Raw genomic sequence first — 22,544 nt, 5'->3', positions numbered from 1 at the left:
TTTAACCTGAAAGGAAAGTGTCATGAAAAAACTGAAATTAGCATTTATCCCAGTCATTTTCGCAGGCGTAATCTCCATGCCTGTTATCGCGGCCGACATGGATAACATGCCGGGCATGAAGATGGATGCAGGCAAAGCTGTTGCCGGTAAAACGCATCACGGCACAGGTGTGATCAACTCCGTGGATCAGAAAAAAGCCAAAGTGAATATTACCCACGAGGCGATTGCCAGCCTTGATTGGCCAGCAATGACCATGAACTTCAAGGTGTTCGACAAGCACGTACTAAGCACGCTGAAAGCGGGTGAGAAAGTCGAGTTCGAGCTATCCGAGCAACCCAAGGGGCAGTATGTGATAACAAAAATAGCACCAGCCAAATAATCGATTTATTGCGAACCTGGACAGTTTCCGGCATCGATAAATGTTGGTTGACAATTGTCGATGCCGGGTCTTTAATTGAAGAACAAGTGTTACGCTGCAAAGATAAAAATAAAATTCTGATTTCATCCATCTGGAGGGGTTATGAAAGTTACTAGGCGACAATTCTTTAAAATCTGCACCGCGAGCTTAGGAGGTTCCAGTTTGGCATTGATGGGATTTTCTTCCGCAGATGCTTTGGCGGAAATCCGTAATTTCAAACTTGAACGCGCGACTGAAACTCGAAACACTTGTCCGTACTGCTCTGTCGGCTGCGGTCTGCTCATGTACAGCATGGGCGATAAATCCAAAAACGCAAAATCCACGATCATTCATATCGAAGGCGATCCCGACCACCCGGTAAATCGCGGCACATTGTGTCCCAAAGGCGCTGGCCTGCTGGATTTCGTGCATAGCCCCAGCCGCCTCAAATATCCTGAAGTGCGCGAAGCAGGCGCCAGTGAATGGAAACGTATTTCCTGGGACGAGGCTTTCACTCGCATCGCCAAGCTGATGAAAGCTGATCGCGACCAGAACTTCGTTGCTAAAACGGCCGATGGTCTAACTGTCAATCGTTGGCTGACCACTGGTTTTCTGGCGGCTTCAGCCTCTTCCAATGAGTCCGGTTACCTGACTCAAAAAGTTGTTCGCAACCTCGGCATATTAGGATTCGATAACCAGGCGCGTGTTTGACACGGACCTACGGTGGCAAGTCTTGCCCCTACGTTCGGCCGCGGCGCGATGACCAATCATTGGGTCGATATCAAGAATGCCAATGTGATTGTGGTGATGGGCGGCAATGCTGCCGAGGCACACCCATGCGGTTTCAAATGGGTAACGGAAGCCAAAGCGCACAATAAAGCCAGACTGATCGTGGTTGACCCCCGCTTCACTCGGTCAGCGGCGGTGGCGGATTACTACGCACCGATTCGTTCCGGCACCGATATCGCATTTCTCGGCGGAATAATTAATTATCTGCTGAGCCATGACAAGATTCAGCATGAATACGTCAAGAAATATTCTGACGCGACTTTCCTCGTCAATGGCGATTACCAGTTCGATGACGGTTTATTCTCCGGCTATGATAAGGAAAAACGCAGCTATAACAAGGCATCCTGGTCCTATCAGAAAGGTGCTGACGGTTTTGTACTGGTGGATGAGACCTTGCAGGATCCGCGTTGCGTATTCAATCTGATGAAGCAGCACTATTCCCGCTACACGCCAGAAATGGTATCCAGAATCACGGGTACGCCCAAAGAGCAGTTCCTTCATGTGTGTGAGATGGTCGCCGCAACTGCGGTGCCAAATAAAACCACCACGTTCCTGTACGCGTTGGGCTGGACGCAACACTCTATTGGCTCCCAGAACATCCGCACCATGGCGATGGTGCAGATACTGCTGGGCAACATGGGTATGGCGGGCGGCGGTATCAATGCGCTACGTGGACACTCCAATATTCAGGGGTTGACCGATCTGGGGCTGCTCTCCAATATGCTGCCCGGTTACATGACTCTGGCTGGCGAGAAGGAACAGGATTTTGCTGATTATCTGGACAAACGTGCGCTGAAGCCACTGCGTCCAGGTCAGATGAGTTACTGGCAAAACTATCCAAAATTCCACGTCAGCCTGATGAAATCCTGGTATGGCGATGCTGCTACCAGGGAAAACAACTGGTGCTTTGACTGGCTGCCCAAGCTGGACAAAGTCTACGACGTGCTGCAAGTATTCGAGCTGATGCATCAGGGCAAGATCAACGGTTACTTCGCTCAAGGCTTTAACCCGCTGGCGTCATTCCCGAATAAGGCCAAAATTGGCGGTGCACTTGCCAAGTTGAAATATCTGGTGGTCATCGACCCGCTAGCGACAGAGACCTCTGAATTCTGGAAAAACTTTGGCGAATTCAATGATGTTGACTCCTCCAAAATTCAGACCGAGGTATTCCGTCTGCCTTCCACCTGTTTCGCGGAAGAAGATGGTTCGCTGGTCAGTTCCAGCCGCGTGCTGCAATGGCATTTCAAGGGCGCTGACGCACCGGGTGAAGCTAAAGGCGACGCCGAGATCATGGGCGCTCTGTTCCTCAAGCTGCGCGAGATGTACAAGCAGGAAGGCGGTGCATTTCCTGACCCGATACTCAACCTTACCTGGCCGTACAAAATCCCTGATAGCCCTTCCTCGGAAGAACTTGCCAAGGAATTTAACGGCAAGGCCCTGGCTGATGTTGTCGATCCCAAAGATCCGAACAAGGTATTGGCTAAAGCCGGCGAGCAGTTGGCCGGATTTGCGCAGCTGCGTGATGACGGCACTACTGCCTGCGGCTGCTGGATTTTCTCCGGTGCCTGGCCACAGTCCGGCAACCTGATGTCGCGACGCGATAATTCCGATCCGAGTGGTCTGGGTAATACGCTGAACTGGGCTTTTGCCTGGCCTGCCAATCGCCGCATACTTTATAACCGTGCCTCATGCGACCCATCCGGCAAGCCGTGGGATGCCACGCGCAATGTGATTTCCTGGAATGCCAAGGAGAACAAATGGGCAGGCATGGATATTCCTGATATGCGTCCGGACGCGGCGCCGGACGAAAATGTCGGCCCATTCATCATGAATCCGGAGGGCGTTGCCCGTCTGTTTGCCGTTGATAAAATGGCGGAAGGCCCGTTCCCCGAACATTATGAGCCGTTTGAAACGCCCATCGGCACCAATCCGCTGCACCCCAATGTCATCAGCAATCCGGCTGCACGGGTATTCAAGGGCGACATGGAAGCATTTGGCAAAGCCAGGGAGTTCCCTTACGTCGGGACGACATACCGCCTGACCGAACACTTCCACTTCTGGACCAAGCACGCCAGGATCAATGCCATTCTGCAACCGGAGCAATTCGTTGAAATTGGTGAGGATCTGGCCAAGGCCAAAGGCATCAAGGCCGGAGATAAGGTCAAGGTCACGTCCAACCGCGGGCATATCAAGGCTGTGGCCGTTGTGACCAAGCGTCTCAGAACGCTTAACGTCAATGGGCAGCCGGTGCATACGGTCGGCATTCCGATTCATTGGGGATTCAAGGGGCTGGCCAAGAACGGTTACCTTGCCAATACCTTGACGCCATATGTAGGTGATGCGAACACGCAAACACCCGAGTTCAAGTCATTCCTCGTCAATATTGAGAAAGCATAGGGAGGCGGATCATGGCATTACAATCTTTGGATATCCTGCGCCGTTCCGCCACCACAACCCCTTCGCCCAAGGTTCGTCAGACGACTGATGTCGCCAAGCTGATCGACGTATCCAAGTGCATAGGGTGCAAGGCTTGTCAATCGGCGTGCATGGAATGGAACGACATTCGTGACGAAATCGGCAGCAATGCCGGCATTTACGATAACCCACGCGATCTGACCGCTGATTCCTGGACGGTCATGCGTTTTTCGGAAGTTGAAGTCGAAAAAGACAAACTGGAATGGCTGATCCGCAAGGATGGTTGCATGCACTGCGCCGATCCGGGATGTCTCAAGGCTTGTCCGGCACCCGGTGCGATCATTCAGTACAGCAACGGTATCGTCGACTTTCACGAGGAAAACTGCATCGGTTGCGGCTATTGCATTGCCGGGTGCCCATTCAATGTGCCTCGCATCTCCAAGAAGGACAACAAAGCCTACAAATGTACGCTCTGCTCAGACCGGGTTGGTGTCGGCATGGAACCGGCCTGCGTGAAAAGCTGCCCGACCGGCGCACTCGTGTTCGGCAGCAAAGAGGACATGGTCGAGCATGCGGCGGATCGCATTGTTGACCTCAAGGAGCGCGGTTACAGCAACGCAGGGCTTTACGATCCGCAAGGCGTAGGCGGAACGCATGTGATGTATGTGCTGCAACATGCTGATCAGCCCGAGCTGTACCATGGTTTACCGAAAGATCCATCCATCAGCCCGCTCGTATCGCTGTGGAAAGGCGTCACCAAACCGCTAATGAACCTGGGTATTGGTTTGGCAGCACTGGTCGGATTCTTCCACTACATCAAAGTCGGTCCGAATGAAGTCGACGAGGAAGAGAGCGAATCCGAGCCGCATTAATGACAGGTGATTGATGGATAACCAAGAAAACGAGGAGCAGCAAATGTCAAACAAGTCCAATCTTGTAGTGCGTTATTCTGCCAATGATCGCATCAATCATTGGCTGGTCGCGATCGCTTTTATCTTGCTGGCATTAAGCGGGTTGGCGCTGTTCCACCCCGCTTTTTTCTTTTTGAGCAATTTGTTTGGCGGCGGTCCCTGGACCAGAATTCTGCATCCGTTTATCGGTGTGGTCATGTTCGTTTCTTTTCTGGGACTGATCGTCAAGTTCTGGGAAAACAATCACATTACCCAAGCCGACCGCGAGTGGCAGAAACATTTTGGCGAGATCATGGCCAATAAGGCTGCAAATTTGCCCGAAATCGGCAAATATAATATTGGTCAGAAATACTTATTCTGGTCACTGGTGGTCAGTATCCCGCTTCTGGTATTGTCAGGCTTCATTATCTGGCGTCCGTACTTCGCTCCTTTCTTTTCAATCCCCATTATCAGGCTGGCAGCGTTGATACATTCAGTGGCGGCTTTTATTGCCATCGTGGCCATCATTGTGCATGTGTATGCGGCGATCTGGACCAAAGGTACCATCCGTGCCATGACACGTGGTACTGTTACGGCAGCCTGGGCCAAACATCATCATCCCGGATGGTACAAAGAAATTTCAAAGGAAAACAAGTTGTGAGTACAACCCCCATCATCCAGCCCGGACAAATAGAACCCCCGTCCGGTGAAATCCCTTTCATCTATATTCCGCCGAGGGATAATGTTTTTCGCGACCGTGCTGGACGTCTTCGACAACTGGCAGAAGGTCACGTGATGAAGGATTTCCTGCTGTTCATGGCGAAGTTGAGCGATGCCCAGCATGCTGCGCTGGCGACTTTCCCCAGGATACCTCTACCAACTGAAGCCGAGATGAAATTGTGCCGGGAACATGGCATGCCGCCGCTTTCGGTACAAAGCTGGCCACGCGATATTGCATGGCAAGCCGCATTGAAGAAAATAGTTGCCGATGTGATGCCTGCTGCGACGCCGGATACCAGAAAGATTCTTTTGCGTTTGCAGGAAATGGATAGCATCGCGCTGGAGTCATTCGCAACCGCCATTCTCGCGGGCGAATTCGACGAGATGGACCTGGGCGCTGCTCCTTTTGTCGCCGCCGCGCTCCAGATTTACTGGACACATATGGCAACCACGCTGGGCGCGCAGGCTTTCGGTGCCAACGATATCAGCAATCTGTGCCCTGTGTGCACGTCACCGCCGGTTTCGAGCATAATCCGTATCGGCGGTGCCGAAAATGCGTTGCGTTATCTGTGCTGCTCGGTATGCAATACACAATGGCATATGGTTCGCGTCAAGTGCACTAATTGCGAGTCCACCAAAGGCATTTCCTATTATATGATCGAGAGCAGTTCCGGTGCAGTGAAGGCAGAAACCTGCGAAGAATGCGGCACTTATCTCAAGATCATGTACATGGACAAAGATCCGTTGGTCGATCCGGTTGCTGATGACCTGGCTACGCTTGCTCTGGACCTGATGATGGACGAAAGCGGCAAGTTGCGCAGCGGCCCTAACCTGTTTCTGATATCCACCTCTGCCATAGCCGCGTAACTATCAGAACAATACCCATGCCGAGTTCCAGGTCGAATACATCATCGCAAAATTCAACCAGCGCCATGTTGGCTGCCATCCCGTCAGTGGATCGTGCGCTGAACATGGCTACTACTCAGGTATTAATCGCCGAATATGGACGGACACCGGTAGTATCCGCGATACGTACCCTGCTTGCTGAATTACGCGACCATGTAACGCGGAGCGATAGCTTGCCTGCGGATATATTTTCGGAACCTGCGATTAATCTGCGCCTGCAATCGGCACTCCAGCGCTCATTCCGGCCTTCGCTGCGTCCTGTATTCAACCTGACAGGTACGGTGCTGCACACTAACCTTGGCCGTGCCCAGTTGCCGGATGTAGCCGTGCAAGCGGTCATCGATGCCATGACCCGTCCCTGCAATCTGGAATATGACCTGGATGGCGGTTCTCGCGGTGATCGCGACAATCTGATTGAGCCGTTGTTGCAGGAGCTGACCGGCGCCGAAGCGGCAACTGTGGTCAATAACAACGCGGCAGCTGTTTTTCTGGCGCTCAATACGCTGGGGTTACGCAAGGAGGTAATAGTTTCGCGCGGTGAGCTGGTGGAAATCGGCGGTTCGTTTCGCGTACCGGACATCATGTCGCGTGCCGGCTGCCGGCTTAGGGAGGTTGGCACTACCAACCGTACGCATCTGAAGGACTATACGGAATCGATTTCAGCCAAAACAGCGATGCTGCTCAAGGTTCATACCAGCAACTATGCGATACAGGGATTTACCGCATCGGTTGCGGAAAAGAATCTTGCCGCGCTTGCCCATGAACATGGCTTGCCATTCATGGTGGATCTGGGGAGCGGCACCTTGGCCGATCTCGACAAATTGGGCTTGCCCAGCGAGCCGACACCGCAGGAATCGCTCGCCAATGGCGCGGATCTGGTGACGTTTAGCGGTGACAAATTACTGGGCGGACCGCAGGCCGGCATTATCATCGGCCGTAAAGACCTGATCGCCAAAATCAAAAGAAACCCCCTCAAGCGGGCGCTGCGGGTGGACAAGATGACTTATGCCGCACTGGATGCAGTTTTGCGGCTATATCGCGACCCGGAGCGCCTCATTCAGAATTTACCTACCCTGCGCTTGCTGACGCGATCTACAGCAGAGATTGAAGTTGTGGCAAAAGAGGTATTGCCCGCTGTCATGCTGGCTATGTCAGGCCACGCCACCGTCGCAATCAAACCTTGTCATAGCCAGATCGGTAGCGGGTCGCTGCCGGTCAACCTGCTCTCCAGCGAGTGTCTCGCTATTTCACCGCTCATCAAAGGCAGAGGCGAAGGCAGTGCTCTGAAGAAAATCGATCAAGCCTTTCGTCAATTGCCAGTACCCATCCTGGGCAGGATCGCAGACGGCGCTTTCTGTCTGGATATGCGCTGCCTGGAAACCGTGCATGTGAATGAGTTTATTGGACAAATCAGACAATTAACCATAATTTAATGGGCAGATTCAGCACTGTCCGAAGCACGGAGGGGATAAATCAGTATGGATTTGATCACTTTTGCAAGGGGGACGGCGCTGGATGCGGCGTTCACCATATTCATTATCGGCATTGCGTGGCGTCTGATCGCCATATTCCGTCATCCCGTGAAAAGGGATTTATCCGCCCCGCGCACGACTCATACCCTGTCCGGCGCGATCCGCACGATTTTCAGCCGCATGGTCCCGCATCGCGAATTCCGTGCAAGCACACGGTTTTCCGTCATTAACGGCTATGTGTTCCACCTTGGTCTTGCCATCATCGTGTTTGGTTTTTTGCCGCACATCGTTTTCATAACCCGTTTGACCGGTATCTCCTGGCCTGCACTGCCTAATGGCATCGTCTATCTGGTCGCCGCTATCACCATCATGTCACTGTTGATCGCGCTCATGGTGCGCATGAACAATCCTGTGCTGGCGCTGCTGTCCAATTTTGATGACTATTTCAGCTGGCTGGTAACGATGTTGCCGCTGGCTACAGGCATGGTCGCGCTGGGTGCCTTGGGGGAAAGCGATTCGGCACTCGGTGCGTCACAGAATGGACTGGCTGTCGCCGTGCACCTGCTGAGCTTCGAGTTGCTGCTGATCTGGCTGCCTTTTGGCAAGCTTGCACATGCTGTACTGGTCTTCGTATCGCGTGGAACCACGGGTTCCCAATTTGCCAGGAAAGGGGCGCGCACATGAGCGATATCGACACGCTACATCCGCTTGACCTGGACTCTCCTCGCCTGAGTGTCGAGAACCCGCAAGCCCGATATGATAAACAGGGAGAACGCCCCGATGCTGAACGTGTCGCGGCTGCCATGCAACGTTTCAGCAAGGATTTTGGCCGCACTGCAGCGACCTATATGGAATCGTGCATACATTGCGGTCAGTGTGCCAAGGCCTGTCATTTTTACACCGCTACGGAAAATCCGAAATATACGCCAATCTGGAAACTGGAACCTTTCAAGCAGGCCTACAAGCGCGAATCCGGCGCATTCTCATTTATATATAAAGCACTCAATCTCAAACACAAAGTCACCATTGAAGAGCTGGAAGACTGGCAGACCCTGCTTTACGATTCATGCACCATGTGCGGTCGCTGCAGCCTGATCTGCCCGATGGGCATCGATATCGCGACCCTTGTCGGTCAGGCCCGGCATGGCATGTTCGAAGCCGGACTGGTCCCGCACGAACTCTGGGCCGTAGCCGAGCGTGCAGAACGCGAAGGCAGCCCGCTGGGCGCGACTCCCAAGGTATTGAAAGAGCGCATCGACTGGCTCGCCGATGAACACGACATAGCCATCCCCATGGATAAGGAACGGGCCGATGTGCTCATTGCCCTCTCCTCCATCGAGATCATGAAATACCCGCAATCCATTGTGTCCACAGCCAAGGTGCTGAATCACCTGGGACTGTCCTGGACGCTGCGTAGCGACGGTTACGAAGCCACCAATTTCGGGCTGCTCTCGGGCAACAGCGAATGGCAAAAAGACATGAGCATGAAGCTGATTCAGGCCGCCATCGATTGCGGTGCCCGGCTGGTGATCATGCCGGAATGTGGTCACGCGTATGGCGCGTTGCGCTGGCAGGGCGCCAACATGTACGGCAAGCCGTTGCCATTCCAGGTGCTGCATATCTCGGAATTCCTTGCCGAGAAAGTACGAAGCGGCCAAATAAAATTAAAACCACTGGCGAAATCGATCACTTTTCATGATCCCTGTCAGATATCACGCCGCGGCGGCGCTACCCAGGCACCGCGGGAAGTCATTCAGGCGCTCGGCGCCGATCTTAAAGAGACGGAAGACACCGGAGACCTGAACTGGTGCTGCGGCGGCGGTGGCGGCGTGGTCACGATCCATCGTGCCGACTCGCTACGTTATAAAGCGTTTGAAATAAAGATGCAGCAGATCGATGCAGCAGGTGCAGATCTCGCCGTTACCAGCTGCTCCAATTGCCGCCAGACTTTTGACGACGGACAGGCTCATTTCCAGTGGGACAAGACCATGCACAGCTTGCTGGAATTGGTGGCTGATAACCTGGCCGAATAGACTGTCGGTTTGTGGATACTCGTCAACGCGTTTTTTGTGTCTGTTGATGGATGTCTATGGCATAGTGTGTGTTCAGTTAACATTTAATCATGGCGAGTCCCAATAAATGATCATCGGCACTGCTGGCCATATCGATCATGGTAAAACCTCACTGGTCAAGGCACTTACCGGGGTCGATGCTGATCGGCTGAAAGAAGAAAAGGCGCGCGGCATTACCATAGACTTGGGATATGCCTACACTCCCCTGCCCAACGGCGATGTATTGGGCTTTGTCGATGTGCCGGGGCATGAAAAGCTCGTACACAACATGCTGGCCGGCGCCACCGGCATTGATTATGTGCTGCTGGTCATCGCCGCAGACGATGGCCCGATGCCGCAGACACGCGAACATCTGGCCATACTCGATCTGCTGGGGCTTAATCATGGCGCAGTCGCCCTCACAAAAATCGACCGCGTTGCCCCCGAACGCATTGCGGCGGTTATGCATGAAATTCATCATTTGTTATCGAATACCGCTCTGGCCAATAGCCCGATATTCCCGCTTTCCGCCATTACCGGCCAAGGGGTGGCAGAATTACGTGCGCATTTGGATGGAGCCGCCCTCGAGATCCCTTCGCATTCCAGCGCGGGGCATTTTCGGCTGGCGGTAGATCGTGCATTTACCATTGCCGGTACCGGCACCGTCGTCACCGGCACCGTGTTTTCAGGTGAAGTCCATACAGGCGATAAACTCATCATTTCGCCAACGGACATCGAAGTGCGCGTACGCGGCATCCATGCGCAGAATCGGCCGGCAGAATCCGGCCATGCCGGCCAGCGCTGCGCGCTGAATCTTGCCGGTATTCAATTTGAGAAAAGCGATGTGCATCGCGGCGACTGGTTGCTGGAAGCGCCGGTCCACGCGCCGAGTCAACGCTTCGATGCGCAGTTTCAGTTACTCGCCGACGAACAGAAGGCGCTCAAACACTGGACGCCAGTGCATTTGCACATCGGCGCCTCAGACGTGACAGCCCGCTTGGCCATCCTGCAAGGAGAAACGATCGAACCCGGCGGCATGGCGCTGGTTCAGCTTATCACCGACAAGCCGATATGCCCGCTCAATGGCGACCGCTTCATCCTGCGCGACCAGTCGGCAAACCGTACCCTGGGAGGCGGCAAGGTGCTGGACCCATTCCCGCCCGCCAGAAATCGACGTTCCCCGGCACGCATCGCCGCGCTGCACGCCATGCAGATAGCCGAACATCATCCGGCATTGAAGCTTGCCCTGGATGGCGCCGCCAGCGGTTTGGATCTGACGCGCTTTGCACAGACCCGGAATATCCGCCAGCAAGAAGCCGAGCAGCTCTGGCGGAGCCTGTCCATGCATGTCGTCACTACTCAAGCGGCCGCCTTCGGTTTTACACCGGCATGCTGGTCACAATTACAGCAAAACGTATTGGCGCGCTTAAAAATCGAGCACACGGAAAACCCGGATTTCATCGGCCCGGACCGCACGCGGTTGCAGCGCATGACACTGCCCTCGATGCCGCGTCAGGTTTTTACGGCTTTGCTGGATGAATTGTTGTTCAGCGGGCAATTATCCCAAAGCGGCCCCTGGCTGCATTTACCCGATCACACCATAACGCTCACAGCCGCTGAAGAGAAACAATGGAAAATGCTGTTGCCGTTATTGCAGGCAGACATGTTTCAGCCGCCCCGGGTCAGGGATCTGGCCCAGGCTTTATCTCTGGATGAAAACAATGTCCGCATGTTATTGCGTCGCGTGGCCAGGGTGGGCGATGTCTATCTGGTCGCCCACGATCATTACTTTACCAGGCAGGCGGTAGCGCAATTATCGGTAATCATCAGCAATATGGCAGCGACTCGGGACGGCATCAGTGCCGCCGAATTCCGTGACAAAATCAAAACCGGCCGCAAACTCGCTATCCAGATACTGGAGTTTTTCGATCGTATCGTTTACACCCGCCGCACCGGCGACAAGCACCAGCTACGCCAGGAAGCATCAGTAATGAATACGGGATTCTGAATCGGCGCGATGGCGGAAGGGAGTGGGAGTCGAACCCACCCAAGCACGCTGGCGTGCTTAACCGAATTTGAAGTCCGGCCGCCCCACCGGGGAGCGAATCCCTTCCGTTTTGGTGAAACTATTCTACCTGAATGTGGGTTGTGGCGTGGGGCATTATCCTGCCGATGATAGCAATTCATTATCGAATGTTGGTTGTCTGTATTAATCAAGAAGCAGTATTTGAATGTTATATTGGGGGCTAGCTCTAAAATATCGAACCGTCACTCAGAGTCCAATGACCGTTTTGTGGCAGACTATTTACATAGTGCTACTGCCGCTGCCTGTCATAGGCTGCTGGTCGTGTATTTATGGTCGATGGTTTTAGACTATTCTGTCACGAAATGTAAAAGGTGCCCTCAATCGTTGTTATCAATGAAGCCGAGTTTGAAGCGCAGCAGAAAAAGATACTCAACGAAAACTGACTACAACCCCTATCTCTTTGAAGGCATCAGACTGTCGAGACACTATACTGCTCATCATGAAAAAACAGGTACTACCACAGCAAATTGCGATGATGCTTCAAACCCTCCTCCCTGACCCAATCGGTAAATGTGTCGTGGCAGTAAACGAGATTGCAGGAATCGCACCTATTCCAGACGAGCAGCGGTACGGATTCACCCATTTTTATGACTACTTTACAAACTCTCAACCTGATTGGGTCACAGAGCTTCGCGCCAACGAACGCTCCCTAAAGTGGTACTTAAGGCTAAGCGGCAGCATCTTCTCGAATGTGCCAGGAGCAAGGCGGGCGGTTCAGTATCATCTAGATCGGATTATTGAAATAGAAAATGAGGTGGAGGAGTACCTAAGTCATCATGATTTCTCAGGCATTCCGAAGGGAAGCTGCCACGCAATTGGAAATACCCAGAAGTTGGATGTTGAGTACCATGCTTTTGTATTTGCCTATCGAAGGACTTTGGAATATTTCGCCGCAGGTATTGCCGCTTACTTTAAAAGTGACTGCAATTCGTTCAAGGATTTACCAAATGTTCTCACCCGACCTAAAAACCCTCAAACAGTTACTGCTCCCATCTTGCAGCTCTTTAATGAGCACAAGACCCGCTTCGACTTTGTACTTTCGATTGAAAATTCTCGTCGCTCTGTGCGGGACACGATCTCTCACTACGAATTTGTCTCTGCAGGTACTTTCAATCTTACCTACGATGGGTTTCGGCTTGTTGGAGGGGGAGAAAATCTCAACTTTAATGGCACACCAAATCGCCTCTGCGACGTCCTCAATGAGAGAGCAGGGTTTCTGGATGCGTTTTTGAATGAAACCCTCGTTGCTTTCACCAATGCACTACACACTCATCACAGCCCTTCGAAAGCTACGTCTGACTGAAAAGCCTGATAAGCGCCTCCACCTTGCTGGATAGCTGCTTTGGGTCGAAAGTGACGGCTCGGAAAAGTCGAAAACAGACATTCCGGCAGGCTGATGCGACAGTCATTTTCAGCAAGCCTCACAGTCCGTTTTGGCCGAAAACAAGACGGTCAAGGGGTACACACTGAACTTCTGCTTTAGGTCAAAAGGCGAATTTTATTTTATCTAGCGCTGTCACATTGCAAATGTTAAAACGGAATACACGCACAGATAAACATTCAAACCGCTTCAACCAATATCCGCCGCAGCTACCAAAAAACCGCCAATCAGCGGCCATTGCTGCAAGCATGCATCGACAGCCCGAGCGAAGCGGTTACCTCCGGGCAGATAAATAGCAGAACGAAGCTGCAGATTGCTGACTGGTAAGTCATGGAACAGCCGACGTACTTCTGCGGGCGTATGCCAATGGGCACCACAGTAGGCGCCGCTGCCGCCGTGCCTTCCCTTCTGCCAGTAAAGCAGGCTATTCCGATTCAGAAAGCCGATGGCGATGCGCTTGCGCGTTACGCGCACCATTTCTGCAAGCGCTAATTCCTGCTCCTGGATGAAGCACAGCGAGGCGACGGCAATGCAATAATCGAAACTTCGATCAGGGAATGGCAATGCGCGCGCATCGCCGTACAGGTAGCTTTCGTCAGCTATCTTTTGCGATTGAGCATAAGAGATCATAGCTGCATCCGGGTCAACGCCGGACACTCGCACGCCATCTGCGGCAAACCGGCGCGTGAAATAGCCGGTGCCGCAGCCGACATCGATCATGCATTGCCCTGCGGTGGGCTGCAGCAACCGGCGCAGCAGCCGGTATTCCTGCTCGCCTATCCAGCTGCCGCGCGGCGTTTGGTACCAGGCATCATAGTCCTTGGCTTGCATGCGTTACCCTCCGTGCGAGGCTGGATGAATCAGAAGCTGATGATTTCCTCGGCTTCGCTCATCAATGCGCTTAATGCTTTCATTGAGCTGCGGGTTGCCCCGGCCGGGAGCGCACTCTCCTCCAGCCCCAATTTGCGCATCGTTGCGCCGCATACATGGACCAGCATCCCTACTTCCAGCATCTCGTAAAAGAGGCTACGGCAAGGATTGTCTGCATCCAGTGCAGGGTCAACAAGCCTGGCGCCGGACTCCACCAGAAACAGCGCGACATCCTTGTTATCCGCCATCAGGGCGCCAGCCAGACGCAAGGCTGTCAATGCGCGATTATCCGGTGCATCCGCTGCAGCATGCAGCACGATAAGTGCCTTGGTCATAATGGACTCCCTTTCTTATTTCGCCGGATTCAGCCGGGCATGTGTTTCTTCGCTCCAAATCAGCACGATCAGGCCCGATACGAACATGGCAATGCTGACAAACCAGAACCCGCTGCTGATGGCATTGCTCAGGTTGGCTACCAGCCCTAACGCCAGCGCGCCGATACCATAGCCGAGGTCGCGCCAGAAACGGTAGATGCCTATTGCTGAACCGCGCCAATTGGGATGGGCGATATCCGCCACCGCTGCACTCAGATTCGGATACAGCAAAGCCATGCCGAACCCGGTCACCGCTGCAGATAATGACCACCACAATGCAGTTTCGCCCAGCAGCATCATGCCGACGCCTGCTCCGCAAATCCACATGCCGGCTATGATAGGTTTATGGCGTCCGATGTGGTCGGAAAGCTTGCCGGTAAAGAGTTGCGTACCGCCCCAGACAAAACCGTAAACACCGACCACCCAGCCAATTTGCGACAGATTCAGGCCGTGTTGATAGAGGTAGACCGGGTAAAACACCCAGACCAGCGCATCGACGAATTTCTCCACCAGCCCTGCCTGGCTAATCGCTGCCATACGTTTGTCGCGCCACGACATCAGTGTAAAGACTTCCCATGTGCCAGGGTTATCGGAGATGTTCTGCGGAAAGCGCGCGATCGGGCCGGTGGATTGTCCTACGGCATGGCGCACACCTTCGTATTTTGCCCAAGGCAGCGTGTCCTTAACCCAGATCAGTGTCAAGACTATCGCCAGAACGATGATACTCAGGCCGAAGATGAGCAAGCCTTGACGCGCTCCGAATGCCGTCGCCAGATAGCCAGTAGCAATGCCGGCCAGCGCTACGCCGACATAGCCGGAGAACTCGTTCAGGCCTATGGTCAGGCCGCGCTGATCCGAACGGGTGATGTCGAGCTTGGCGGTTTGGGTCATCGACCAGGTCAGACCCTGGTTGATCCCCAGCAACACCGTCGCGGCAACGATCCAGTTCCAGTTGGGTGCGTACAGGATCATGAATGGAATGGGCACTGCCGAGAGCCAGCCCCATAGCAATACCTTTTTGCGCCCTACCCGCTCGGACAAGCGCCCGGCAACAAAGTTAAGCGAGCCCTTGACGAAGCCGAAAGCCACGACAAACGCCATCAGCAGCATGAACGAACCTTTGGGTACGCCGAATTCGGATTCGGCCAATGCGGGCACCACAGTGCGCATCATGCCCAGGGTAAGCCCTACCAGCAGCACCTGAAACAGCTGATGCAGAAACTGCGTCTGGTTCAGCCTGATGCCATATACGTAGGTCATTTTATTCATGATGCAATATTCGCCGCCACCATGGCATCCATGTCAGCCGGGCGCGGCGGAATGTCACTGGTGAGTGCGGCGACAAAGGCAGCCTTGTCGGTAATGCTCAGGCTAGGATTGAAACGTTTTTCGAAGCCGATGGTGGATGACGGCTTGCCGGAAATCCCTGCACCGCAGGCGCTGCCAGCCTGATGGCCGGGAAAAATCTCGGTGGTGTCAGGCAAAGTCAGCAGCTTGTTGTGCAGGGTATCGAACAGCATGGCGGCCATCGTCGCTTCCTGACCGGCAAGGTCCGGGCGGCCAATGCTGCCGACAAACAGCGTGTCTCCGGTAATGACGAACCAGGGTTCATCGCCGCGGCGCTTGTCGGTAACCAGTAAACAGATGCTGTCCATGGTATGTCCCGGAGTATGGATGACCTGAACCACGACGTTGCCTACTTCAATTTTTTCCCTGTCTTGCAAAGGGTGGAACGAGAACTTGACTAATGGCTTGTCACTTTCATGCAGGCAATACTGCGCGCCGGTCATTTCAGCCAGCTTGCGTCCGCCGGAATAGTGGTCGGCATGAATGTGCGTGTCGATCACGTGGGTGATCGTTACGCCGGCTTTTTTCGCTTCTTCGATAAACCAGGCTTCGTCGCCAGCCACGACATCGACAGCAATGGATTTGCCGAGCGTGCCGCAACCGAAAAAGTAGGAAAGGGAAGCTGATGTTGTCGCTAACTGTTTGAAAAACATGGTGATACCTCCTTGGTAATTATAAAAAATATGCTACCGGTTTAATCTGTTGCTAATGGCAACCCATTTAACCGCCACTCAGCCACCCCGGTTTCCAGACGAGATGCATGAATACCCTGCTGACGGAGCATGTCCACAGCATCCTTTGCCATCAGGCAAAAAGGCCCGCGGCAATAAGCTACGACGGTTTTGTTGGCGGGTATCTCGTTGAGCCGTTGCTTTAATTCGGACAACGGGATGGAACGCGCAAATGGCAGATGGGCAACGGCGTATTCGGCTTCGGGCCTGACGTCAATCACTACCAGCTCACCGTGCTGAGCCTGCGTCAGCAGTTCCGCACCGCTGATAGGTGATAGCTCATCCGATTGCGTAATCAATTCGTGCATTGCCGCCTGTAGTTCCAGCAATCGTTCTTCAGCCAGTTCGCGCAGCATGACCCACAGATCGGCAACGCGCGGATCGGCAAGCCGGTAATAAATATTTTTGCCATCACGGCGATTTTCTACCAGACGCGCTGCCTTGAGCTCTTTCAAGTGGGCGCTGGTCAGCTTGACCGACAACTCGGTATCGCTGGCCAATTGCTCAACGCGTTTCTCGCCCTGGCACAGCACCTCTATCAGTTCGAGCCGTTTCGGGCTGGATGCCGCCTTGCTGATACGTGCGACTTGTTCGTACAGCAAATCTTTTATTTCACGTGAGTCGTCCATTATCATACACTCCAACGATTATTAGAATATAGAATACATGATTCGCTCAATGCAGGTCAAATAAAAATTGAAAAAAGTTAAAAGATTAAACCTCGGCCAATCTGGTGGCCTGTTCCAGATCAACTGAAACAGTACGCGACACGCCAGACTCCTGCATGGTGACGCCGACCAATTGCTCGGCCGCTTCCATGGTGATGCGGTTATGCGTGATGAACAGGAATTGCACCTGCGCCGACATCTGCTTGACCAGTCTGGCATAGCGTTCGGTATTGGTATCGTCCAGCGGCGCATCGACCTCGTCCAGCAGGCAGAATGGCGCCGGCGTGAGCTTGAATAGCGCGAATACCAGCGATAATGCGGTCAGTGCTTTTTCGCCGCCGGATAACAGATGTATCGAGCTGTTTTTCTTGCCGGGCGGCTGGGCGAAAACCTGTATCCCGGCATCCAGCAACTCTTCTCCGGACAAGATCAGTTCTGCCCGCCCGCCGCCGAATAGCGTGGTGAATAATTCCGACATGGACTGATTGACCGTATTGAAGGTCATTGCGAGCAATTCACGGGTTTCGCTGTCGATCGTGGTGATGACTTCGGTCAGGGTTGCAATCGCCTGCTCAAGGTCGTTAACCTGGTCCTGCAGATAGGTTTCGCGCTTGACGGCATGCTCCAGTTCCTGCATGGCAGCCAGATTGACTGCGCCCAGCGCATCGATTGCGACAGTGATCCGGTTGATTTCGTTGTTCAGCCCGGTGACTTTGGCGCCTTGCGCTATTCTCTGGGCCAATTCAGTCTGGTCGGCATGCAGGAGCTGCAGTTGTTCCTCGCATTGCTGTTCGAGCAGCTCGGCTTCCTGATGCTTGAGGCGCAAATTTTCCAGCTGTTCGCGCAACGGCGCAAGCGAGTGCTCCAATGCCATGCGCGCTTCTTCCTGCTGGCGCAACTGTGTGCCAGCCGCTTCCAGCTGTTCGCGCATCAGCGCAAGATTCTGCTCGGCCTGCTGGCGCAGATTGACCGCATCCTGCAAGGCGATGCTCTGGGTCGACTCATCCAGCGCCATCGCTTCGCCAAGCACCTCCTCGCGCTGTTCGATCAATCGCTGCTGCTGATCCTTGTTTACTTTAAGTGCGTTATGCAAGTCATTGATTTTTGACTGTGCAGACTGTGCGGAAAACCGGATTTCCTGCAGCTTCCGCTCCAGTTGACGCTGTTGCTCGCGTTTCTGGTTGAACAGGTTTTCTGCATCCTGCCGCGCACGGCGGGCGTCTTCCAGATGACTGCGAAGCTGTGCGGATTGTTCACGATGCTGCTGAAGCTGCTCTTCGGTATCCATCTGCGCGTTTTGCTCTGTCTCGATCAAGGTGTCGATTTCAGCCAGCTCTGCCGTGATCTGGGCGCGGCGCTGCTGCGTGCGCTCCTGCGCCTGCTGCAATTTCACGCTTTCCAGCTGGCGTTGATGGAATTGCTGCTGGGTCTGTTGCAGCTGACTGCGCAGCGTAGCCAGATCCTGCTGGTTGCTGCCGATCTCCGCTTCTATGCTGCTTAATTGCGTGCTTGCAATGGATTTTTGTTCATGAAGTGCAGCCACGCTGGCCGACAAGCGCTCGATTTCCTTTTGTCTGGCGAGCACGCCTTGCGTCCCGGATGATTTGGCGTAATAGCGTATGCTATGGCGGGTGAAAATGTGTCCCTCGGTACTTACAAGCTGCGCACCCAAAGGCAATCGGGCTTGTGCTACGGCGGCTGCTTCAGCGTTGTCGGCGACAAAAACATGACTTAGCCAGTCCTGTAACGCGCCAGCGCCGCCGGATTTAACGGTGACTTTATCCAGCAGACGCGGTAACGCGCAGGCGTCAAGTTCCGCATGAGGAGCTGCACCATCGTAGATACTGATACCGGCAGCGGGAATGTCGCTGAGATCCAGTGTGCTGGTATCGGCTGCTATGGCCTGTATCCGCGTTTCCAATACCGCTTCAAACGCGGTTTCCCAGCCATTGGCGACATCGATCTGTTGCCATAAACGCGGCAAATTGTTCAATTGATGGCGTGCCAGCCAGGCGTCGGCACTGACATTCTCGGTCAAATGTTGCTGCACTTTCATCAGACCGGCCAGCTCGCCTTCGACCTGATGCAGGCTGCGGGTGTGCTGTTCCAGCTGCGTGCGCAGCGGCTGGCGCTGCCCCTCCAGCGTTGCCAGCGTGTGCTGCACGACTTCGAATTGCTCGGCCAGCTCATCGCGTAGTGCAGCTGTATCATTCAAGGCCTGTTCGATGCTCTCGATCGCGGTCTGATCTTCATCGGGCAAGCCGCCTTGCTCATGCTGCAAACGCGTTTGTCTGATATTGAGTTGCTGCAGGGTCTTGGCTGCGTGTTGTAGGTGCGTTTCATTGACCTGGCGCGCTTGTTCAGCCGCAGCCAGATCGCGTTGCAATTCATTGACGCGCTGTTGTGTGGTTTGCAGAATCGATTCGATTTCCGGCAATACATCCGTAGCGCTTTCCAGCGCCAGCGCGGCTTCTTCCATATTCAATTCGGTGTCTGCAACCCGTTGCAGCCAGTCGGCCAGGCTGGATTCCATATCCTGATGTTGCCGCATCAGGCTGTCCTGCTGTCCGCTTAATTGCTCGGCCTGCGCATGCAGGCGCGTGCGCGTATCGGCAAGGTGACGAACCGCCTGTTCCAGCCTGGAGACTTCGGCGACAGCCGCATAAAATGCGCCCTGAGCGTCATTTAATGCAGTATTGGCTTGCTGATGCGCGTTGCGGCTGGTATCAAGCTCGTGCTCGATACCGCGCAGGGCATCGACTTGTCCGGTCAGCTGCTGCTGGGTCTGCTGAATTTGACCGTGGTAACGCAGGCGGCTGGACTCCGTATCGCGTTTCTTTACGAACCAGAGTAATTGCTGTGTGGCTTTCAATTCGCTTTGCAGCGTCTGATATTCGCGTGCGACTTCGGCTTGGCCGCGCAGGCGTTCGATCTGCTCGCCGAGTTCGCGCCGGATATCTTCCAAGCGGATCAGGTTTTCACGCGTGTTGTTGAGGCGTGTTTCGGTTTCGCGGCGGCGTTCCTTGTATTTGGAAATGCCCGCTGCCTCTTCCAGGAAGCCGCGCAACTCTTCGGGCTTGGCTTCGATGATGCGCGAGATCATGCCCTGCTCGATGATCGCGTAGGAAGTTTTGGTGCCCAGGCCGGTACCGAGGAAAATATCTACCAGATCCCGACGGCGAACATGCATGTTGTTAATGTAATAGCTGGATTCGCCATTACGCGTCAATATGCGCTTGACCGAGATTTCGGCATATTGTGCCCATTGTCCGGGCGCTTTGCCGTCGCTATTGTCGAAAGTCAGCTCGACTGAAGCCCGCGACACCGGCTTGCGCGAGGTCGAGCCGTTAAAAATCACATCCGCCATGCTGGCGCCGCGCAACTGCTTGGCTTGCGATTCGCCCAGCACCCAGCGTACCGCGTCGATCACATTGGACTTGCCGCAACCGTTAGGGCCTACTACACCCACCATCTGCCCGACGATAGGAATATGCGTCGGATCAACAAACGATTTGAAACCGGCAAGTTTGATAGCTGTCAGGCGCAATTGGGCAATATTCAAGGTAAACTGATGACACGATATTTTACCTGAAAACCTCCGTTTACTATGTATTACTTGGGTCTGGACTTTGGTACTTCCGGTGCGCGCGGCGTGATAATGGATGAGAGCGAAACAGAAATGTGGTCGGCACAAATCGCCTACCCTTCTCCACAGCAACAGGATGCTGCCATCTGGCATGAAACGCTATTCGAACTGCTGGCACGCATTCCGGCGGCATTCCGCGCCGGGCTGCAAACGATCGCCATGGACGCTACTTCGGGCACGGTCTTGCTCGTCGATGACGAACTGAATCCGGTTACGCCGGTCTTGCTCTATAACCACCCCTTGTCTGGCGACCCTGCGGCCAAACTGGCATGGTTGAAGCAACATCATCATGGCCATGCTGCGCGCTATCTGATGCACCAGGCAGACTATCTCAATGCCCATCTCACCGGCGTGGGCGGCGTCAGCGATTATCACAACGCATTGAAAAGCGGGCTGGACATCCGCACGCTTGCCTGGCGCGACGGGATTTATGCGGCTGAAGATGTCGCATTGCTGCCGCGCATCGTCGCACCAGGGACGATCATCGGCAAGGTGCAACGGCGCATTGCCCGGCATTTCAATCTCAATTCTGCCTGCATCGTGAAGGCCGGCACGACTGACAGCATTGCTGCCTTTATCGCTGCGGGTGTGCATACCCCCGGTGTCGCAGTTACCTCTTTGGGAAGCACGCTGGTGTTGAAATTGCTGTCCGAACGCTATGTCGCATCGCCTCAGCATGGTGTATACAGCCATAGATTCGGCAAATGGTGGCTGGTGAGCGGCGCTTCAAACAGTGGCGGCGCGGTGCTGCGCCAGTTCTTTAGCGACGAAGAATTAACGCGTTACAGCCAGCAGATACCAGCGGAAATAGCCAGCGAACTGGATTATTACCCGCTCCCCCGCGTGGGCGAACGTTTCCCCGTTAACGATGCGGGGCTTGCGCCTCGCCTTACGTCTCGCCCCAATGATGATGTGACATTCTTGCACGGCCTTCTGGAAGGCATGGCCAGGATTGAACAGCAAGGCTACGCCAAATTTGCCGAGCTCGGTGCGACACCGCTGCAGCAGGTCCTGACCGCTGGAGGCGGAAGCCGCAACCGGCAATGGCAGGCGATTCGTCAGCGCCGATTGGGCGTGCCGGTGGCGATAGCCAAAAATACGGATGCAGCATTTGGTAGCGCAATACTGGCTAAAGGTCTAGACTGGTTGGCAGAATGAAAATGTATGTTTATGTCTTTTAGTTTGATAACTATTATTAAAATTAATTAAAGATAATCATGGGATATATCAATATTTTCCGTACCTTGCTCGGCAAGACGGCTGTCGAACCGTCAAATCCCGCGAACGAGCACAAAACAACTCGCCATTTGCCTTCACATATGCAGACCGAACGCCGCAACAAAAAACGGCTGAATGCGCGCAAAGGTACGCGTGCGCTGATTATCGATGATTCACCGACTATCATATTCGCGCTCAAAAAGATGCTGCAATCGACCGGATATGTGACATTCGAAGCATCGGATGCCGAACAAGGCATGGCACTGGCCCGCAAAGAACGTCCCGATATCATCTTTCTGGATATCGTGCTGCCGGGCATGAATGGTTTTGCTGCGCTACGGATGCTGCGGCGTGACCCGCTGACTCAACCTATTCCAATCATCATGATCAGCAGCAATGAACAGGCCACCGAACAGTTTTTCGGCAGTCGCATCGGCGCAGAGGATTTCATGAAAAAGCCCTTTTCGCGTTTTGAAGTATTCGCAAGGATAGAGCGCCTGCTGGATGCCGATCTGATTCCGCGCCGGATATCCGTACCTGCGTCGGATTCCGTGCCAAAAAACCTAAACTCGTGAGCATCGGA

The 22,544-nt window shown here is 54.0% G+C and carries 18 protein-coding genes and 1 tRNA gene; 12 read left to right on the top strand and 7 right to left on the bottom strand.

Annotation, left to right across the window (positions count from 1 at the left end; translation table 11 throughout):
• Nucleotides 1-22: 22 nt before the first annotated feature.
• From CAP31_RS07155 to selB, 9 genes are all read left to right on the top strand, one after another.
• Nucleotides 23-379: a copper-binding protein gene (locus CAP31_RS07155; RefSeq protein ID WP_087446908.1), complete on the top strand. Its 357-nt coding sequence runs from the start codon at nt 23-25 to the stop codon at nt 377-379.
• 141 nt (nt 380-520) lie between these two features.
• On the top strand, nt 521-3,583 hold the full coding sequence (gene fdnG / locus CAP31_RS07145; RefSeq protein WP_157662690.1) for a formate dehydrogenase-N subunit alpha: 3,063 nt from the start codon (nt 521-523) through the stop codon (nt 3,581-3,583).
• Nucleotides 3,584-3,594: 11 nt separating this feature from the next.
• Nucleotides 3,595-4,473 (top strand): formate dehydrogenase subunit beta, encoded by an 879-nt coding sequence (fdxH, locus tag CAP31_RS07140; RefSeq protein WP_087446905.1) that lies wholly within the window; start codon nt 3,595-3,597, stop codon nt 4,471-4,473.
• Between the two features lie 43 nt (nt 4,474-4,516).
• Complete coding sequence (locus CAP31_RS07135) at nt 4,517-5,152, top strand: formate dehydrogenase subunit gamma (RefSeq protein ID WP_087448304.1); 636 nt, start codon at nt 4,517-4,519, stop codon at nt 5,150-5,152.
• Nucleotides 5,149-6,078: a formate dehydrogenase accessory protein FdhE gene (fdhE, locus tag CAP31_RS07130; RefSeq protein WP_157662689.1), complete on the top strand. Its 930-nt coding sequence runs from the start codon at nt 5,149-5,151 to the stop codon at nt 6,076-6,078. Before CAP31_RS07135 ends, fdhE begins: the two co-directional genes overlap by 4 nt.
• 65 nt (nt 6,079-6,143) lie before the next feature.
• Nucleotides 6,144-7,550 (top strand): L-seryl-tRNA(Sec) selenium transferase, encoded by a 1,407-nt coding sequence (selA, locus tag CAP31_RS07125; protein ID WP_223247409.1) that lies wholly within the window; start codon nt 6,144-6,146, stop codon nt 7,548-7,550.
• 45 nt (nt 7,551-7,595) lie between these two features.
• On the top strand, nt 7,596-8,273 hold the full coding sequence (locus CAP31_RS07120) for a nitrate reductase (protein ID WP_087446902.1): 678 nt from the start codon (nt 7,596-7,598) through the stop codon (nt 8,271-8,273).
• Nucleotides 8,270-9,622 (top strand): (Fe-S)-binding protein, encoded by a 1,353-nt coding sequence (locus CAP31_RS07115; protein WP_087446901.1) that lies wholly within the window; start codon nt 8,270-8,272, stop codon nt 9,620-9,622. Before CAP31_RS07120 ends, CAP31_RS07115 begins: the two co-directional genes overlap by 4 nt.
• Nucleotides 9,623-9,728: 106 nt before the next feature.
• Nucleotides 9,729-11,648 (top strand): selenocysteine-specific translation elongation factor, encoded by a 1,920-nt coding sequence (selB, locus tag CAP31_RS07110; RefSeq protein WP_087446900.1) that lies wholly within the window; start codon nt 9,729-9,731, stop codon nt 11,646-11,648.
• Nucleotides 11,649-11,658: 10 nt separating this feature from the next.
• On the opposite strand, the gene CAP31_RS07105 is transcribed toward selB, so the two are convergent.
• Nucleotides 11,659-11,754, bottom strand: a tRNA-Sec gene (locus CAP31_RS07105).
• A 411-nt stretch (nt 11,755-12,165) separates the two neighbouring features.
• On the opposite strand from CAP31_RS07105, the gene CAP31_RS07100 reads away from it, so the two are divergent.
• Nucleotides 12,166-13,029 carry a hypothetical protein gene (locus CAP31_RS07100; protein ID WP_157662688.1) on the top strand — a complete coding sequence of 288 codons (864 nt, stop codon included), beginning with the start codon at nt 12,166-12,168 and terminating at the stop codon, nt 13,027-13,029.
• 267 nt (nt 13,030-13,296) lie between these two features.
• Here the strand turns inward: CAP31_RS07100 and CAP31_RS07095 are convergent, their stop codons facing one another.
• From CAP31_RS07095 to smc, 6 genes are all read right to left on the bottom strand, one after another.
• Nucleotides 13,297-13,938 (bottom strand): class I SAM-dependent methyltransferase, encoded by a 642-nt coding sequence (locus CAP31_RS07095; protein WP_087446898.1) that lies wholly within the window; start codon nt 13,936-13,938, stop codon nt 13,297-13,299.
• A 29-nt stretch (nt 13,939-13,967) separates the two neighbouring features.
• Entirely contained in the window at nt 13,968-14,312 is a 345-nt protein-coding gene (locus CAP31_RS07090; RefSeq protein ID WP_087446897.1) for a DsrE family protein, read from the bottom strand.
• Nucleotides 14,313-14,327: 15 nt separating this feature from the next.
• Nucleotides 14,328-15,620 (bottom strand): MFS transporter, encoded by a 1,293-nt coding sequence (locus CAP31_RS07085; RefSeq protein WP_087446896.1) that lies wholly within the window; start codon nt 15,618-15,620, stop codon nt 14,328-14,330.
• Complete coding sequence (locus CAP31_RS07080; RefSeq protein ID WP_087446895.1) at nt 15,617-16,351, bottom strand: MBL fold metallo-hydrolase; 735 nt, start codon at nt 16,349-16,351, stop codon at nt 15,617-15,619. The genes CAP31_RS07085 and CAP31_RS07080 overlap by 4 nt, the downstream gene beginning before the upstream one ends.
• 41 nt (nt 16,352-16,392) lie before the next feature.
• Complete coding sequence (locus CAP31_RS07075; protein ID WP_087446894.1) at nt 16,393-17,058, bottom strand: metalloregulator ArsR/SmtB family transcription factor; 666 nt, start codon at nt 17,056-17,058, stop codon at nt 16,393-16,395.
• Between the two features lie 85 nt (nt 17,059-17,143).
• The gene (smc, locus tag CAP31_RS07070; RefSeq protein ID WP_223247408.1) at nt 17,144-20,659 is read right to left on the bottom strand and encodes a chromosome segregation protein SMC; all 3,516 of its coding nucleotides are present in this window, start codon (nt 20,657-20,659) and stop codon (nt 17,144-17,146) included.
• A gap of 45 nt (nt 20,660-20,704) precedes the next feature.
• On the opposite strand from smc, the gene CAP31_RS07065 reads away from it, so the two are divergent.
• Complete coding sequence (locus CAP31_RS07065) at nt 20,705-21,901, top strand: FGGY-family carbohydrate kinase (RefSeq protein ID WP_087446893.1); 1,197 nt, start codon at nt 20,705-20,707, stop codon at nt 21,899-21,901.
• A gap of 59 nt (nt 21,902-21,960) precedes the next feature.
• On the top strand, nt 21,961-22,536 hold the full coding sequence (locus CAP31_RS07060; protein ID WP_087446892.1) for a PleD family two-component system response regulator: 576 nt from the start codon (nt 21,961-21,963) through the stop codon (nt 22,534-22,536).
• The last annotated feature ends 8 nt before the right edge of the window (nt 22,537-22,544 follow it).

The organism is Sulfuriferula sp. AH1, from assembly GCF_002162035.1.
Classification (GTDB): domain Bacteria; phylum Pseudomonadota; class Gammaproteobacteria; order Burkholderiales; family Sulfuriferulaceae; genus Sulfuriferula.
Note: the sequence above shows the minus strand (reverse complement) of the source record. Positions and strands in the feature narration are given on the sequence as shown.

Excerpts from the sequence above, each read along its gene's own strand:
- CAP31_RS07060 (WP_087446892.1), top strand. The coding sequence starts at position 21,961 with ATGGGATATATCAATATTTTCCGTACCTTGCTCGGCAAGACGGCTGTC.
- CAP31_RS07100 (WP_157662688.1), top strand. The coding sequence starts at position 12,166 with ATGAAAAAACAGGTACTACCACAGCAAATTGCGATGATGCTTCAAACC.
- CAP31_RS07095 (WP_087446898.1), bottom strand. The coding sequence starts at position 13,938 with ATGCAAGCCAAGGACTATGATGCCTGGTACCAAACGCCGCGCGGCAGC.
- selA (WP_223247409.1), top strand. The coding sequence starts at position 6,144 with ATGTTGGCTGCCATCCCGTCAGTGGATCGTGCGCTGAACATGGCTACT.
- CAP31_RS07065 (WP_087446893.1), top strand. The coding sequence starts at position 20,705 with ATGTATTACTTGGGTCTGGACTTTGGTACTTCCGGTGCGCGCGGCGTG.
- CAP31_RS07135 (WP_087448304.1), top strand. The coding sequence starts at position 4,517 with ATGTCAAACAAGTCCAATCTTGTAGTGCGTTATTCTGCCAATGATCGC.
- CAP31_RS07155 (WP_087446908.1), top strand. The coding sequence starts at position 23 with ATGAAAAAACTGAAATTAGCATTTATCCCAGTCATTTTCGCAGGCGTA.
- fdxH (WP_087446905.1), top strand. The coding sequence starts at position 3,595 with ATGGCATTACAATCTTTGGATATCCTGCGCCGTTCCGCCACCACAACC.
- CAP31_RS07090 (WP_087446897.1), bottom strand. The coding sequence starts at position 14,312 with ATGACCAAGGCACTTATCGTGCTGCATGCTGCAGCGGATGCACCGGAT.
- CAP31_RS07075 (WP_087446894.1), bottom strand. The coding sequence starts at position 17,058 with ATGGACGACTCACGTGAAATAAAAGATTTGCTGTACGAACAAGTCGCA.
- selB (WP_087446900.1), top strand. The coding sequence starts at position 9,729 with ATGATCATCGGCACTGCTGGCCATATCGATCATGGTAAAACCTCACTG.
- CAP31_RS07085 (WP_087446896.1), bottom strand. The coding sequence starts at position 15,620 with ATGAATAAAATGACCTACGTATATGGCATCAGGCTGAACCAGACGCAG.
- CAP31_RS07120 (WP_087446902.1), top strand. The coding sequence starts at position 7,596 with ATGGATTTGATCACTTTTGCAAGGGGGACGGCGCTGGATGCGGCGTTC.
- CAP31_RS07080 (WP_087446895.1), bottom strand. The coding sequence starts at position 16,351 with ATGTTTTTCAAACAGTTAGCGACAACATCAGCTTCCCTTTCCTACTTT.
- CAP31_RS07115 (WP_087446901.1), top strand. The coding sequence starts at position 8,270 with ATGAGCGATATCGACACGCTACATCCGCTTGACCTGGACTCTCCTCGC.